Genomic DNA, 13521 nt, shown 5'->3' with positions numbered 1-13521 from the left:
CCGCGTGAGCGGCTGCCGGCCCTTCGTCGTGCCGGGGCGGGTCAGCCCTTGCTGATCTCCCAGAAGCGGAAGACCGTGGAGGCGTCCAGGGACCACTGGAGGCCGGTGACGTTCTGGCGGGTGACGGCGTACTGCTTGCCCTGCCAGAGCGGGATGATCGGGAGTTCGTCGGCGACGATGTCCTGGAGACGGGTGTAGTCCGTGTTGGCCGCGGTGCGGTCGGACTTGGTGTTGGTCGCCGGGATGAGGGTCCCGGTGATCTCCTTGTTGTCGTAGTTGTTGTGCAGGACGTTCTCCGGGCCGAAGAACGGCTGCGTGAAGTTGTCGGCGTCCGGGTAGTCGGGGACCCAGCCCTTGACGTAGACGCCGTACTTGCCGTCCTGGATGTCCTTCTCGTACTGCTCGTACTCGACGGACTTCATGTCGGCCTCGAAGAGGCCGCTGTCGTTGAGCTGCTTCGCGATGACCTGGAACTGCTGGTCGGTGGAGGGGCCGTAGCGGGACGGCGTGGAGTACAGGGTGAGCTTGATCTTGCCGGTGATGTTGGCGGCCTTCAGGACGGCCTTGGCCTTCTCGACCTGGGGGCTGCCGCCGTAGCGGTCGAAGAAGGGGGTGGTGTGTCCGGCGATGCCCGCGGGGACGATCGAGTAGAGCGGGGCGGCGGTGCCCGCGTACACGTCCTTGACGAGCGCTTCGCGGTCGATCAGGTAGGCGATGGCCTTGCGGACGGGGAGCTTGCCGACGACGGGGTCGTTGACGTTGAAGACCATGTGCTCGACTTCGGCGCCGGTGCCCTGGACGACGTCGACCTTGTTGTCGCCGGTCTTGACCGAGGCCAGGGCGGCGATGTCCTTGGCGGCGAGGCCGCGGAAGGCGAAGTCGACGTCGCCGCTCTCCAGGACCGTCTTGAGGCCGGCCTGGTCGCCGTTGAAGAACTTCAGCGTGACGCCGGTGTTCTTGGCCTTGGCCTTGCCGCTGTAGGACTCGTTGACGGAGAAGCTGGCGCTCTTCTCGTTGATGGAGTCCAGCTTGTAGACGCCGGAGCCGATGGCCTTGCCGTCCGTGCGGAGCTTGTTCGCCGGGTACTCGGCGTGGTCGACGATGGAGCCCGCGCCGGACGCGATCTTGCTGGGGAAGGTCGCGTCGGACGTCTTGAGGCGGAAGACGACGGTCTTCTCGTCGGGGGTGTCGATGCCGGCGATCGAGGACAGCATGACGGCCGGGCCGGCGTCGTCGTTGATCTTCAGCGTGCGCTCGAAGGAGAACTTGACGTCCTTCGAGGTGAGGCTGTGGCCGTTGCTGAACTTCAGGCCGGTGCGCAGGACGCACTTGAACTGCTTGCTGTCGGCGCCCTCGAAGGCGCAGGACTGCGCGGCGTCGGGCTCGGGGGTCGTGCCGCCCTTGGGGAAGCTGAGCAGCGACTGGAAGACGTTGTTGAAGAGCAGCCAGGAGCCCGGGTCGTAGCCCGCCGCCGGGTCGGTCGACTTCACCCTGTCGGATATCCCCATGACCACGCCCTTGCCGCTGCCGGCGTTGGCGCCATCGGTCGAACCGCAACCGCTGAGCAGCGCGGCGGCGGTGGCCGCGCCGAGCGGGGCCGCCAACCACTGGTTACGTCTCTTCACGCGAATGTCCTTCACAGTCTTGTCTGGTCGTTGCGCCGGCCTGCGACGTCCGCCGCCGGTTGCTGCCGGTTTCAGCCGCTGACACCCCGGCCGAGTTCCCACAGCTGGAGGTCGGAGATGGCGTTGACCGACCACTCCACCCCGGTGATCCCGTCGCGTGCGGCGACGTACTGCTTGCCCTGCCACAGGGGCAGGACGGGTACGTCCTCGGCGACGATGTCCTGCATGTCCGCGATCGCGGGTGCGGCGGTGTTGCGGTCGGCCGCGCGCCGGGAGTCGGGGATGAGCCTGGTGCGCACCGTGCTGTTGGCGTACGGCGTGCCCAGGAAGTTGTCGGCCTCCAGGAAGGGGGCGAGGAAGTTGTCGGCGTCCGGGTAGTCGGGGAACCAGCCGAGCCCGTAGGCGGCGTAGTCGCCCTTCTTCTGCGCGGGCCGGAAGTCGGACCAGTCGTTGCCCTGGACGGTGATGTCGAACAGCTGGGTGGAGTTCAGCTGGGTCTTGAGGGCCTCGAACTCGGCGGCGGTGCCGTCGCCGTAGTGGTCCTTGGTGTAGTTCAGGGTGAGCTTGACCGGGGTCTTGATCCCGGCGGCCTTCAGCAGGTCGGCCGCCTTGGCGGTGTTGGCCTCGCCGTACTTGTTGAAGAACGAGTTGACGTGGCCGGTGACGGTGGTGGGGACCAGCGAGTACAGGGGCTGCGCGGCCTTGCCGTAGACCTTGGAGATGACGTTGTCGCGGTCGACGGCGGCGGCGAGGGCCTGGCGTACGGCCTTGTCCTTGACGACCGGGGCGTCGGTGTTGAAGCCGAGGTAGCGGATCTCCAGGCCGGGCAGGGGGACGAGCTTGACGCCCTTGGGCGGCTTCGCGGAGAAGTCGGCGATCTGGGCGGGCGCCAGGGTGCGCGAGACCATCTGGACGGAGCCGTCGGTGAGGGCCTTGCCCATGGAGGCGGAGTCGGCGAAGGTGCGCAGTTCGACCTTGTCGTTCTGCAGCTTGATGTCGCCCTTGTAGTTCGGGTTCTTGGTGAAGACGGCCCGGACGAGGTGGTCGTCCTTGACCTCCGCCTTCATCGTGTAGGGGCCGGAGCCGTCGACGGCGAAGCCGGGGCGGAGCTTCTTGGCCTCGTAGTTCTTCTCGCTGACGATGCCGGCGGCGGGGGTGGAGAGCTTGTACGGGAAGGTCGCGTCGGCGGTCTTCAGGTGGAAGACGACGGTGTCGGCGCCCTTGACCTCGACGGTGTCGAGGGTGGAGAGGAGGGAGGAGGGGCCGTTCTCGTCCTTGATCGCGAGGACGCGGTCGATGGAGAACTTGACGTCCTTGGCGGTGAGCGGGTCGCCGCTCGCGAACTTCAGGCCGGGCCGCAGGACGCAGCGGTAGCTCTCGTTGCCCGTGTCGGTGAAGCGGCAGTCGGACGCGGCTTCGGGGACGGGCTGGCCGCCGCCACGCGGGGTGTGCATCAGCGTCTGGACGGTCTGGCGCAGGACGTTCCAGGCGCCGGCGTCGTAGGCGTAGGCGGGGTCGAAGGGGGCGGGGGCGTAATCGGCGGCTTCGAACCGGTCGGTGGTGCCGACGACGATCGCTCCGGACGCTGCTCCTCCGCCGCTCGCGCTGCCGCATGCGGACAGCGCGGGGGTGAGCAGGCCGATCGCGGCCGTCAGCACCATGGTCTTGCGGTTCATGCTGGAAGTACTCCCTCACCCGGCACTTGGTCAAAGCGGCGTAGAGGGCACTTCGCGGCGGTCGCCCGTTCAGGGCGGAACGATCGGGCCGGTGTTTGACGATCGGTCCACGCGGTACCGGCGCAAGGGTGTGCGGCCGGTGCGGCAGAGGTGCGTGCGGAGTGCCCGGATCGACATTAGTGGCCCGGAACGGGATGGCTTGAACCGGCAGGAGTTGGGGCGTAATCGCACCGTGATGGGAGCGGACTGACCGCTTATGCCGGAGTCTTCGCAGATGTGGTCAGGAGATGATCAATCCGGACACATGGGAAGGGCTCGGGGCACTCCGACGGGCCCGTCCGGGGCTCCCCGGGTGACCAAGGTCACCCGCTGCTACATTTCCCGGCAGGATGGAATTTCGGCCTCCGGGGGCGGGGGCGGAAGATCCTCTCGTGGGACCTTGACCCCACCCCCGTTCCGTTCGGCACGGAGCGTGCGCGGTCAGTTCAGCGGAGTGATGAGGGACCGCAGGAACGGCAGGTCCACCTCTTCGAGCGAGGCCACGACGGTGCGGCCCGGGGCCGGCTCGATCCGGCCGACGGAGGGCACGGCCACGACCCGGCAGCCGGCGGCCTCGGCGGCCGCGACACCGGTGGCGGTGTCCTCGATGACCGCGCACCGCGAGGGGTGCGCGCCCAGGGCGCTCGCGGCCAGCAGGTACGGGTCGGGGTGCGGCTTGGTGCGCGGGACCTCGTCCCCGGCGACGGTCATGGTGAACCGGTCGCGGCCGAGGGTGAGCAGCACCTGGTCGATGACCCGGCGGTGGGAGGCGGAGACCAGGGCGGTGGGCACGTTGTGCCGGGCCAGCTCGCTCAGCAGCCGCTCGGCGCCGGGCATCAAGGGGACCTGGTCGGCGATGCGGGCCTCGAAGCGCTCGTTGAGCAGCACGCTCAGCTCGGCGAGGCCGATGGCGGCGCCGGTGGCCTCGATGAGGAACGCCGCGCTGCGGCTCATGGGGCCGCCGACGACGATGTCGCGCCAGGCGTCGTCGAGCCGGTGCCCGAGTTCCCGGAAGATCTCCGCCTCGATCTCCCACCAGAAACCCTCGGTGTCCACGAGGGTGCCGTCCATGTCGAGGAGCACCGCCTGCAGGGCGTGCCCGTCTGCCGTACGGGCGACGGGAGCGGGAACGGTGCTGGTCATGCGTACGCCTCTCGCAGGGGACGACAAGGCCGGTCACCTCGCCGTGGGGGCAACCCCTCGGTACCAGGTGACCGGCCTGTATGGGACCGACCAGTGTACGCCGGTCCGCGTCAGCGTGCGTTGAAATACTTCGCTTCGGGGTGGTGAATCACGATGGCGTCGGTGGACTGCTCGGGGTGGAGCTGGAACTCCTCCGAGAGGTGGACGCCGATCCGCTCCGGCTGGAGGAGGTCGGCGATCTTCGCCCGGTCCTCCAGGTCGGGGCAGGCGCCGTAGCCGAGGGAGAAGCGGGCTCCCCGGTACTTGAGGTCGAACATGTCCTCCACGGCGGCCGGGTCCTCGCCGCCGAAGCCGAGCTCGGCGCGGACGCGGGCGTGCCAGTACTCGGCCATGGCCTCGGCGAGCTGGACGGAGAGGCCGTGCAGCTCCAGGTACTCGCGGTAGGAGTCGGACTCGAACAGCTTGGCCGTGGCCTCGCCGATCTTCGAGCCGACGGTGACCACCTGGAGGCCGACCACGTCGGTCTCACCGGACTCCTCGGGGCGGAAGAAGTCCGCGAGGCACAGGCGGCGGCCCCGGCGCTGGCGCGGGAAGGTGAAGCGGGTCCGCTCGTTGCCCTGCTCGTCGAGGATGATCAGGTCGTCGCCCTTGGAGACGCAGGGGAAGTAGCCGTAGACCACGGCCGCTTCCAGGAGGTTCTCGGTGTGCAGCTTCTCCAGGAGGCCGCGCAGGCGCGGACGGCCCTCGCTCTCGACGAGCTCCTCGTACGTGGCTCCGCCCGCGCGGGCCTGCTTGAGGCCCCACTGGCCCTTGAACAGGGCTCCCTCGTCCAGCCAGGAGGCGTAGTCCTTGAGCGGGATGCCCTTGACGACGCGGGTGCCCCAGAAGGGCGGGGTGGGGACCGGGTTGTCGACGGACACGTCCGAACGGCCGCCCGGCTCCTGCGGCTCCTCCACCTGGAGCGCCGGGGTGTCCCGCTTGGCGACGCGGCGCTGCTTCAGCTCGGGCAGCGAGGCGCCGGGGACGCCGCGCTTGACCGCGATGAGGGCGTCCATGAGGCGCAGGCCTTCGAAGGCGTCGCGGGCGTAGCGGACTTCGCCTTCGTAGATTTCGTGGAGGTCCTGTTCGACGTAGGCGCGGGTGAGGGCGGCGCCGCCGAGGATGACGGGGTAGTCGGCGGCCAGCTTGCGCTGGTTGAGCTCTTCCAGGTTCTCCTTCATGATCACCGTGGACTTCACGAGCAGGCCGGACATGCCGATCACGTCGGCCTTGTGCTCCTGCGCGGCTTCGAGGATCGCGGAGACGGGCTGCTTGATGCCGATGTTGACGACGTTGTAGCCGTTGTTGGTGAGGATGATGTCGACGAGGTTCTTGCCGATGTCGTGGACGTCCCCGCGGACGGTGGCGAGCACGATCGTGCCCTTGCCCTCGTCGTCGGTCTTCTCCATGTGCGGTTCGAGGTAGGCGACGGCCGTCTTCATGACCTCGGCGGACTGGAGCACGAACGGCAGCTGCATCTGGCCGGAGCCGAAGAGCTCGCCGACGACCTTCATGCCCTCCAGGAGGGTGTCGTTGACGATGTCGAGGGCGGGGCGGGTCTGCAGCGCCTCGTCGAGGTCGGTCTCCAGGCCGTTCTTCTCGCCGTCGATGATGCGGCGCTGCAGTCGCTCGTCCAGCGGCAGGGCGAGGAGTTCCTCGGCGCGGCCGGCCTTGAGCGACTTGGTGTTGACGCCCTCGAAGAGGGCCATCAGCTTCTGCAGCGGGTCGTAGTCGCCCTCGCGCCGGTCGTAGATCAGGTCGAGTGCGGTGGTGACCTGCTCCTCGTCGAAGCGGGCGATCGGCAGGATCTTGGAGGCGTGGACGATCGCGGAGTCCAGGCCGGCCTTGACGCACTCGTCGAGGAAGACCGAGTTGAGCAGTACGCGGGCGGCCGGGTTGAGGCCGAAGGAGATGTTGGACAGGCCGAGGGTGGTCTGGACGTCCGGGTGGCGCCGCTTGAGCTCGCGGATCGACTCGATCGTGGCGATGCCGTCCTTGCGGGACTCCTCCTGGCCGGTGCAGATCGTGAAGGTCAGGGTGTCGATGAGGATGTCCGACTCGCGGATCCCCCAGTTGCCCGTCAGGTCGTCGATGAGCCGTTCGGCGATGGCGACCTTGTGTTCGACGGTTCGGGCCTGGCCCTCCTCGTCGATGGTCAGCGCGATGAGCGCGGCGCCGTGCTCCTGGGCCAGTCGGGTGACCTTGGCGAAGCGGGAGTCGGGGCCGTCGCCGTCTTCGTAGTTGACGGAGTTGATGACCGCGCGGCCGCCGAGCTTCTCCAGGCCCGCCCGGATGACGGGGACCTCGGTGGAGTCCAGGACGATCGGGAGGGTGGAGGCGGTGGCGAAGCGGCCGGCGAGCTCCTCCATGTCGGCGACGCCGTCGCGGCCCACGTAGTCCACGCAGAGGTCGAGCATGTGCGCGCCCTCGCGGATCTGGTCGCGGGCCATCTCCACGCAGTCGTCCCAGCGGGCCTCCAGCATGGCCTCGCGGAACTTCTTGGAGCCGTTGGCGTTGGTGCGCTCGCCGATCGCCATGTACGAGGTGTCCTGGCGGAAGGGCACGGTCTGGTAGAGGGAGGCGGCGCCGGGCTCGGGCTGGGGGGTGCGCTCGGTGATCGCCGTGCCGCGGACGCGCTCGACGACCTGGCGCAGGTGCTCGGGGGTGGTGCCGCAGCAGCCCCCGACCAGGGAGAGCCCGTACTCGCGGACGAAGGTCTCCTGGGCGTCGGCCAGTTCGGGGGCGCTGAGCGGGTAGTGCGCGCCCTGCTTGGTCAGGACGGGCAGGCCCGCGTTGGGCATGCAGGAGATCGGGATGCGGGCGTTGCGCGCGAGGTAGCGCAGGTGCTCGCTCATCTCGGCGGGGCCGGTGGCGCAGTTCAGACCGATCATGTCGATCCCCAGCGGCTCCAACGCCGTCAGCGCCGCGCCGATCTCCGACCCCAGGAGCATGGTGCCGGTGGTCTCCACGGTGACGGAGCAGATCAGCGGGACGCTGACACCCAGGGCCTCCATCGCCCGGCGGGCACCGATGATCGAGGACTTCGTCTGCAGGAGGTCCTGCGTGGTCTCCACCAGGAGGGCGTCCGCGCCGCCGGAGATCAGGCCTTCGGCGTTGATCTGGTAGGCGTCGCGGATCTGCGCGTAGGTGATGTGGCCGAGGGTGGGGAGCTTGGTGCCGGGGCCGATGGAGCCGAGCACCCAGCGCTGCTGTCCGGTCGTGGCGGTGAACTCGTCGGCGACCTCGCGGGCGATCCGGGCGCCGGCCTCGGAGAGCTCGAAGTTCCGCTCGGGGATGTCGTACTCGGCGAGGGCGGCGAAGTTCGCGCCGAAGGTGTTGGTCTCGACGCAGTCCACGCCGACCGAGTAGTAGGCCTCGTGGACCGAACGCACGATGTCGGGGCGGGTCACGTTCAGGACCTCGTTGCAGCCTTCGAGCTGCTGGAAGTCCTCCATCGTGGGGTCCTGCGCCTGGAGCATGGTTCCCATGGCCCCGTCGGCGACGACCACGCGGGTCGCGAGCGCCTCTCGGAGGGCATCGGCCCGGGTCTGGGTGTCTGCGGGCGGGTTCGGCAACGAGGCCATGGTTGAGCTCCCTGGGATGCGACGGCTGTCGGCTTTGCACCCCCTCTGTGTCAAGGGTGCACGCGGTCAGGGTAACCGCGCCGCACCGGACCCGGTGCGGTCGTCCCACGTGGCGGACTGCATTCTGTGCGCGGGGCCCGGACGGGTGAGGGTGCGGCGCGCGGCGCGCCGGAGGCCGCCCGACCATACACAAGGTCGGCATCGACCGATAGTGTTCAGCATTGTCGAACTACGTCAGCAGGAGGCTGCGCGATGGCACGGAACATCCAGTCGCTCGAACGAGCCGCTGCGATGCTGCGGCTCCTGGCGGGCGGGGAACGCCGGCTGGGCCTCTCGGACGTGGCGTCCTCCCTGGGCCTGGCCAAGGGCACGGCGCACGGGATCCTGCGCACGCTGCAGGCCGAGGGCTTCGTGGAGCAGGACGCGGCCTCGGGCCGCTATCAGCTGGGCGCGGAGCTGCTGCGCCTGGGCAACAGCTACCTGGACGTGCACGAGCTGCGCGCCCGCGCGCTGGTCTGGACGGACGACCTGGCCCGGGCGAGCGGCGAGAGCGTGTACGTGGGGGTGCTGCACAAGAGCGGGGTGCTGATCATGCACCACGTGTTCCGGCCGGACGACAGCCGTCAAGTGCTGGAGGTGGGGGCGATGCAGCCGCTGCACTCCACGGCGCTGGGCAAGGTCCTGTCGGCCTACGACCCCGTGGCACACACGGAGGCCGTGGAGGCGGAGCGGGAGGCGTTCACCCCCCGTACGGTCACGGACGCCGCGGGTTTCGAGGAGGTCCTGGACCTGACGCGGGCGCGGGGCTGGGCCGCGGACGTCGAGGAGACCTGGGAGGGCATCGCCTCGGTGGCGGCGCCGATCCACGACCGGCGGCGGATGCCCGTGGGCGCCGTCGCGGTGGCGGGGGCCGTGGAGCGGGTCTGCGGGGACTCCGGGGAGCCCCGGGCGGCGCTCGTGGCCTCCGTACGGGACTGCGCGCGGTCGGTTTCGCGCGACCTCGGGGCGGGCCGGTTCTGAGCTTGACCTGATCCACCCGATCCACCCAGCGGCCACCCTGTGGGCCGTTTGGGTGGATTTTGTCTTTTACCGATCATCCATTGGCTGATTTTGGCTGATCGTACCTAGTGGTAACGATCCGGTTCTTTGACCTGGCCAGCCCTTGACGCGTTCTTCACCCAGGCGGAAAACTGCCGTTCATCGGTCGGCATTGTCGAACACCTACCGGCAATACGCGTTAGGCTATGGCGAGGCCAAGGACCGGTGCAGCACTCACCGAGTGCGTGGACCACCGGAGGGACCCGGTGTCCGCCCACCCCTGGACGTAAGACAAAGGAGTCGCGGGTGTCCAGCTCCGACATCTTCATCGGCGAGACCATAGGTACCGCCCTGCTCACTCTGCTCGGTGGTGGCGTCTGCGCCGCCGTCACCCTCAAGAGCTCCAAGGCCCGCAACGCGGGCTGGCTCGCGATCACCTTCGGCTGGGGTTTCGCCGTCCTGATCGCCGCCTACGTCTCCGCACCGCTCTCCGGCGCGCACCTCAACCCGGCGGTCACCGTCGGCATCGCCGTCAAGACCGGCGAGTGGGGCGACGTCCCGGTCTACCTCGCCGGCCAGCTCCTCGGCGCCATGATCGGCGCGGTCCTGATGTGGATCACGTACTACGGCCAGTTCCTCGTGCACCTGTCCGACCCGGAGCACATCCGCGACGCCAAGCTCGGTCCCGAGGACCCGCACCCGCACGACACGGCCGGTCCGGTGCTCGGCATCTTCTCCACGGGCCCCGAGATCCGTAATGTCGTGCAGAACCTCGCGACCGAGATCATCGGTACCGCCGTCCTGGTTCTGGCCATCCTGACCCAGGGCCTCCAGGACGACGGCAAGGGGCTCGGTGTCATCGGCGTCCTGATCACCTCGTTCGTGGTCGTCGGCATCGGCCTCTCGCTGGGCGGTCCGACCGGCTACGCCATCAACCCGGTGCGCGACCTCGGTCCGCGCATCGTCCACGCCCTGCTCCCGCTGCCCAACAAGGGCGGTTCGGACTGGGGGTACTCCTGGATCCCGGTCGTCGGCCCGCTCGTCGGTGCCGCCCTCGCCGGTGGTCTGTACAACATCGCGTTCGCCTGATCAGCATCGGCAAGATCGCAAGATCCGCACCGCCCTCCTGATTCCGCCAACCCTTCAGATCTGCCAGGAGCAGCCACCATGACCAGCAGCACCGGCCCCTTCATCGCCGCGATCGACCAGGGCACCACCTCCTCCCGCTGCATCGTCTTCGACCGCGACGGCCGCATCGTCGCCGTCGACCAGAAGGAGCACGAGCAGATCTTCCCGAAGCCGGGCTGGGTCGAGCACGACGCCACCGAGATCTGGACCAACGTCCAGGAGGTCGTCGCCGGAGCCATCGCCAAGGCGGAGATCACCGCCGCCGACGTCAAGGCGGTCGGCATCACCAACCAGCGCGAGACCACCGTCCTGTGGGACCGGCACACCGGCGAGCCGGTGCACAACGCGCTGGTCTGGCAGGACACCCGCACCGACTCCCTCTGCAAGGAGCTCGGCCGCAACGTGGGCCAGGACCGCTTCCGCCGCGAGACGGGCCTCCCGCTGGCGAGCTACTTCGCGGGTCCGAAGGTCCGCTGGCTGCTCGACAACGTCGAGGGCCTGCGCGAGCGCGCCGAGGCCGGCGACATCCTCTTCGGCACGATGGACTCGTGGGTCATCTGGAACCTCACGGGCGGCGCCGAGGGCGGTGCGCACGTCACCGACGTCACCAACGCCTCGCGCACCATGCTGATGAACCTGCACACCCTGGCCTGGGACGACAAGATCGCCGAGTCCATGGGCGTCCCGCTCAACGTCCTCCCGGAGATCAAGTCCTCCGCCGAGGTCTACGGCCACGTCAAGGAGGGCGTCCTCGCCGGCGTCCCGGTCGCCTCGGCGCTCGGTGACCAGCAGGCCGCGCTGTTCGGCCAGACCTGTTTCGCCGAGGGCGAGGCCAAGTCCACGTACGGCACCGGCACGTTCATGCTGATGAACACCGGCGACAAGGTCATCAACTCCTACAGCGGCCTGCTGACCACGGTCGGCTACCAGATCGGCGACCAGAAGCCGGTCTACGCCCTGGAGGGCTCCATCGCCGTCACCGGCTCGCTCGTCCAGTGGATGCGCGACCAGATGGGCATGATCAAGACCGCGGCCGAGATCGAGACCCTCGCGCTCTCGGTCGAGGACAACGGCGGCGCGTACTTCGTGCCGGCCTTCTCCGGCCTGTTCGCCCCGTACTGGCGCTCCGACGCCCGCGGTGTGATCGCCGGCCTGACCCGGTACGTCACCAAGGCGCACATCGCCCGTGCCGTCCTGGAGGCCACCGCCTGGCAGACCCGCGAGATCACCGACGCCATGACCAAGGACTCGGGCGTCGAGCTCGCGGCCCTCAAGGTCGACGGCGGCATGACCTCCAACAACCTGCTGATGCAGACCCTCTCCGACTTCGTGGACGCCCCCGTGGTCCGTCCCATGGTCGCGGAGACCACCTGCCTCGGCGCCGCCTACGCCGCCGGCCTGGCCGTCGGCTTCTGGCCCGACACCGACGCCCTGCGCGCCAACTGGCGCCGCGCGGCCGAGTGGACCCCGCGCATGCCCGCCGAGCAGCGGGACCGCGAGTACAAGAGCTGGCTCAAGGCCGTGGAGCGGTCCATGGGCTGGGTCGACGACGAAGACGCCAGCTGACCGCACCAGCTGAGTCAATCGACGAGGAGCTGAAAGAGATATGAGCACCCTGCAGAGCGTTCCCGCCCTGGGTACGCACCCGACCGCCGGTTCGAACCCGAGCCGCGCCGAAACCCGTGAGCAGCTGTCGAAGGCCACCTACGACCTGCTCGTCATCGGCGGTGGCATCCTGGGCACCTCGGTGGCCTGGCACGCCGCGCAGTCGGGTCTGCGGGTCGCCATGGTGGACGCCGGCGACTTCGCCGGCGCCACCTCGTCCGCCTCCTCCAAGCTCGTCCACGGCGGTCTGCGCTACCTGCAGACCGGCGCGGTCAAGCTGGTCGCCGAGAACCACCACGAGCGCCGGGTGCTGGCCAAGGACGTGGCCCCGCACCTGGTCAACCCGCTGACCTTCTACCTGCCCGTGTACAAGGGCGGTCCGGTCGGCGCGGCGAAGCTGGGCGCGGGCGTGTTCGCGTACTCGGCGCTCTCGGCCTTCGGCGACGGGATCGGCAAGGTCATCTCGCCGGCCCGCGCCGTCGCCGACAACCCCGGTCTGAAGACGGACAACCTGAAGGCCGTCGCGGTCTACTACGACCACCAGATGAACGACTCCCGCGTCGCCGTCATGACGGTCCGCGCGGCCGTCGAGTCCGGCGCGGTCGTCCTGAACCACGCCGAGGTCACCGGCCTGCGCATGACGCGCGGCCGGGTCTCCGGCGCCGAGCTCAAGGACCGCCTCGACGGCACCGAGTTCGGGGTCGACGCGCGCGTCGTGCTCAACGCCACCGGCCCGTGGGTGGACCACCTGCGGCGCATGGAAGACAAGCACGCGATGCCGTCGATCCGCCTGTCCAAGGGCGCGCACATCGTCATGAAGCGCAAGTCGCCGTGGAAGGCCGCCATGGCCACCCCGATCGACAAGTACCGCATCACCTTCGCCCTCCCGTGGGAGGACCAGCTGCTCCTCGGTACGACCGACGAGGTCTACGAGGGCGACCCGGCGGACGTGCGCGCCACCGAGTCGGACATCCAGCAGATCCTCGACGAGGCGGCCTTCTCCGTGAAGGACGCCGACCTCGACCGCTCCCTGATGACGTACGCCTTCGCCGGCCTGCGGGTGCTGCCCGGCGGCCCCGGCGGCGTCGAGAAGGCCAAGCGCGAGACGGTGGTCTCCGAGGGCGCGGGCGGCATGCTGTCGGTGGCCGGCGGCAAGTGGACCACGTACCGGCACATCGGCCGCGTGGTCATGGACAAGCTGGCCAAGCTCCCCGGCAGCCCGCTCACCGAGGACATGGAGCCGGTGAAGTCGCTGGTGCGCCGCATCGCGCTGCCCGGCGTCGCCAACCCGAACGCGGTCGCGCACCGGCTCCTGGTGGACCGTGAGCCCGGCACCCGGATGGACCCGCTGACCGCCCGTCACCTGGCCTCGCACTACGGCTCGCTGGCCTTCGACATCGCCCGTCTGGCGAACGAGGACCCGGAGCTGGCCGAGCGGATCCACCCGGACGGTCCGGAGATCTGGGCGCAGGTCGCCTATGCCCGTGACAACGAGTGGGCCGAGACGGTCGACGACGTGCTGCGCCGCCGTACCACGGTGACGGTCCGCGGCCTGGACGACGAGGCCGTACGGGCCCGGGTCGAGGAGATGCTGGGCCGCAAGGCATAGCTGTCCCGCAGGTGGGGAAGAGGGGCGGTTCCGAG

Annotated in this window: 8 protein-coding genes; 4 read left to right on the top strand and 4 right to left on the bottom strand. The window is 69.3% G+C overall.

The annotated features are described in order from the left end of the window. Positions 1 to 41: 41 nt before the first annotated feature. From ACZ5D2_RS03360 to metH, 4 genes are all read right to left on the bottom strand, one after another. Positions 42 to 1625 (bottom strand): ABC transporter substrate-binding protein, encoded by a 1584-nt coding sequence (locus tag ACZ5D2_RS03360; protein WP_371679318.1) that lies wholly within the window; start codon positions 1623 to 1625, stop codon positions 42 to 44. A 71-nt stretch (positions 1626 to 1696) separates the two neighbouring features. After that, positions 1697 to 3301: an ABC transporter substrate-binding protein gene (locus tag ACZ5D2_RS03355; RefSeq protein ID WP_371679317.1), complete on the bottom strand. Its 1605-nt coding sequence runs from the start codon at positions 3299 to 3301 to the stop codon at positions 1697 to 1699. A 480-nt stretch (positions 3302 to 3781) separates the two neighbouring features. Beyond that, positions 3782 to 4483, bottom strand: coding sequence for an HAD family hydrolase (locus ACZ5D2_RS03350; protein ID WP_371679316.1), 702 nt, complete (start codon positions 4481 to 4483; stop codon positions 3782 to 3784). A 110-nt stretch (positions 4484 to 4593) separates the two neighbouring features. Next, entirely contained in the window at positions 4594 to 8106 is a 3513-nt protein-coding gene (gene metH / locus ACZ5D2_RS03345) for a methionine synthase (RefSeq protein WP_371679315.1), read from the bottom strand. A 252-nt stretch (positions 8107 to 8358) separates the two neighbouring features. On the opposite strand from metH, the gene ACZ5D2_RS03340 reads away from it, so the two are divergent. From ACZ5D2_RS03340 to ACZ5D2_RS03325, 4 genes are all read left to right on the top strand, one after another. Next, on the top strand, positions 8359 to 9126 hold the full coding sequence (locus ACZ5D2_RS03340) for an IclR family transcriptional regulator (RefSeq protein ID WP_356222995.1): 768 nt from the start codon (positions 8359 to 8361) through the stop codon (positions 9124 to 9126). A gap of 324 nt (positions 9127 to 9450) precedes the next feature. Beyond that, positions 9451 to 10233 carry an MIP/aquaporin family protein gene (locus ACZ5D2_RS03335; RefSeq protein WP_371679314.1) on the top strand — a complete coding sequence of 261 codons (783 nt, stop codon included), beginning with the start codon at positions 9451 to 9453 and terminating at the stop codon, positions 10231 to 10233. Between the two features lie 78 nt (positions 10234 to 10311). Continuing rightward, positions 10312 to 11838: a glycerol kinase GlpK gene (gene glpK / locus ACZ5D2_RS03330; RefSeq protein WP_371679313.1), complete on the top strand. Its 1527-nt coding sequence runs from the start codon at positions 10312 to 10314 to the stop codon at positions 11836 to 11838. Positions 11839 to 11878: 40 nt separating this feature from the next. After that, positions 11879 to 13486 (top strand): glycerol-3-phosphate dehydrogenase/oxidase, encoded by a 1608-nt coding sequence (locus ACZ5D2_RS03325; protein WP_371679312.1) that lies wholly within the window; start codon positions 11879 to 11881, stop codon positions 13484 to 13486. Positions 13487 to 13521 lie beyond the last annotated feature (35 nt).

It is taken from the genome of Streptomyces sp. NPDC031479, from assembly GCF_055581065.1.
The sequence above is the reverse complement of the archived record's forward strand: the minus strand, read 5'-3'. Positions and strand labels throughout refer to the sequence as shown.

Coding starts and splice junctions, on each gene's coding strand:
- ACZ5D2_RS03355 (WP_371679317.1), bottom strand. CDS start 3,301: ATGAACCGCAAGACCATGGTGCTGACGGCCGCGATCGGCCTGCTCACC.
- ACZ5D2_RS03350 (WP_371679316.1), bottom strand. CDS start 4,483: ATGACCAGCACCGTTCCCGCTCCCGTCGCCCGTACGGCAGACGGGCAC.
- metH (WP_371679315.1), bottom strand. CDS start 8,106: ATGGCCTCGTTGCCGAACCCGCCCGCAGACACCCAGACCCGGGCCGAT.
- ACZ5D2_RS03340 (WP_356222995.1), top strand. CDS start 8,359: ATGGCACGGAACATCCAGTCGCTCGAACGAGCCGCTGCGATGCTGCGG.
- glpK (WP_371679313.1), top strand. CDS start 10,312: ATGACCAGCAGCACCGGCCCCTTCATCGCCGCGATCGACCAGGGCACC.
- ACZ5D2_RS03325 (WP_371679312.1), top strand. CDS start 11,879: ATGAGCACCCTGCAGAGCGTTCCCGCCCTGGGTACGCACCCGACCGCC.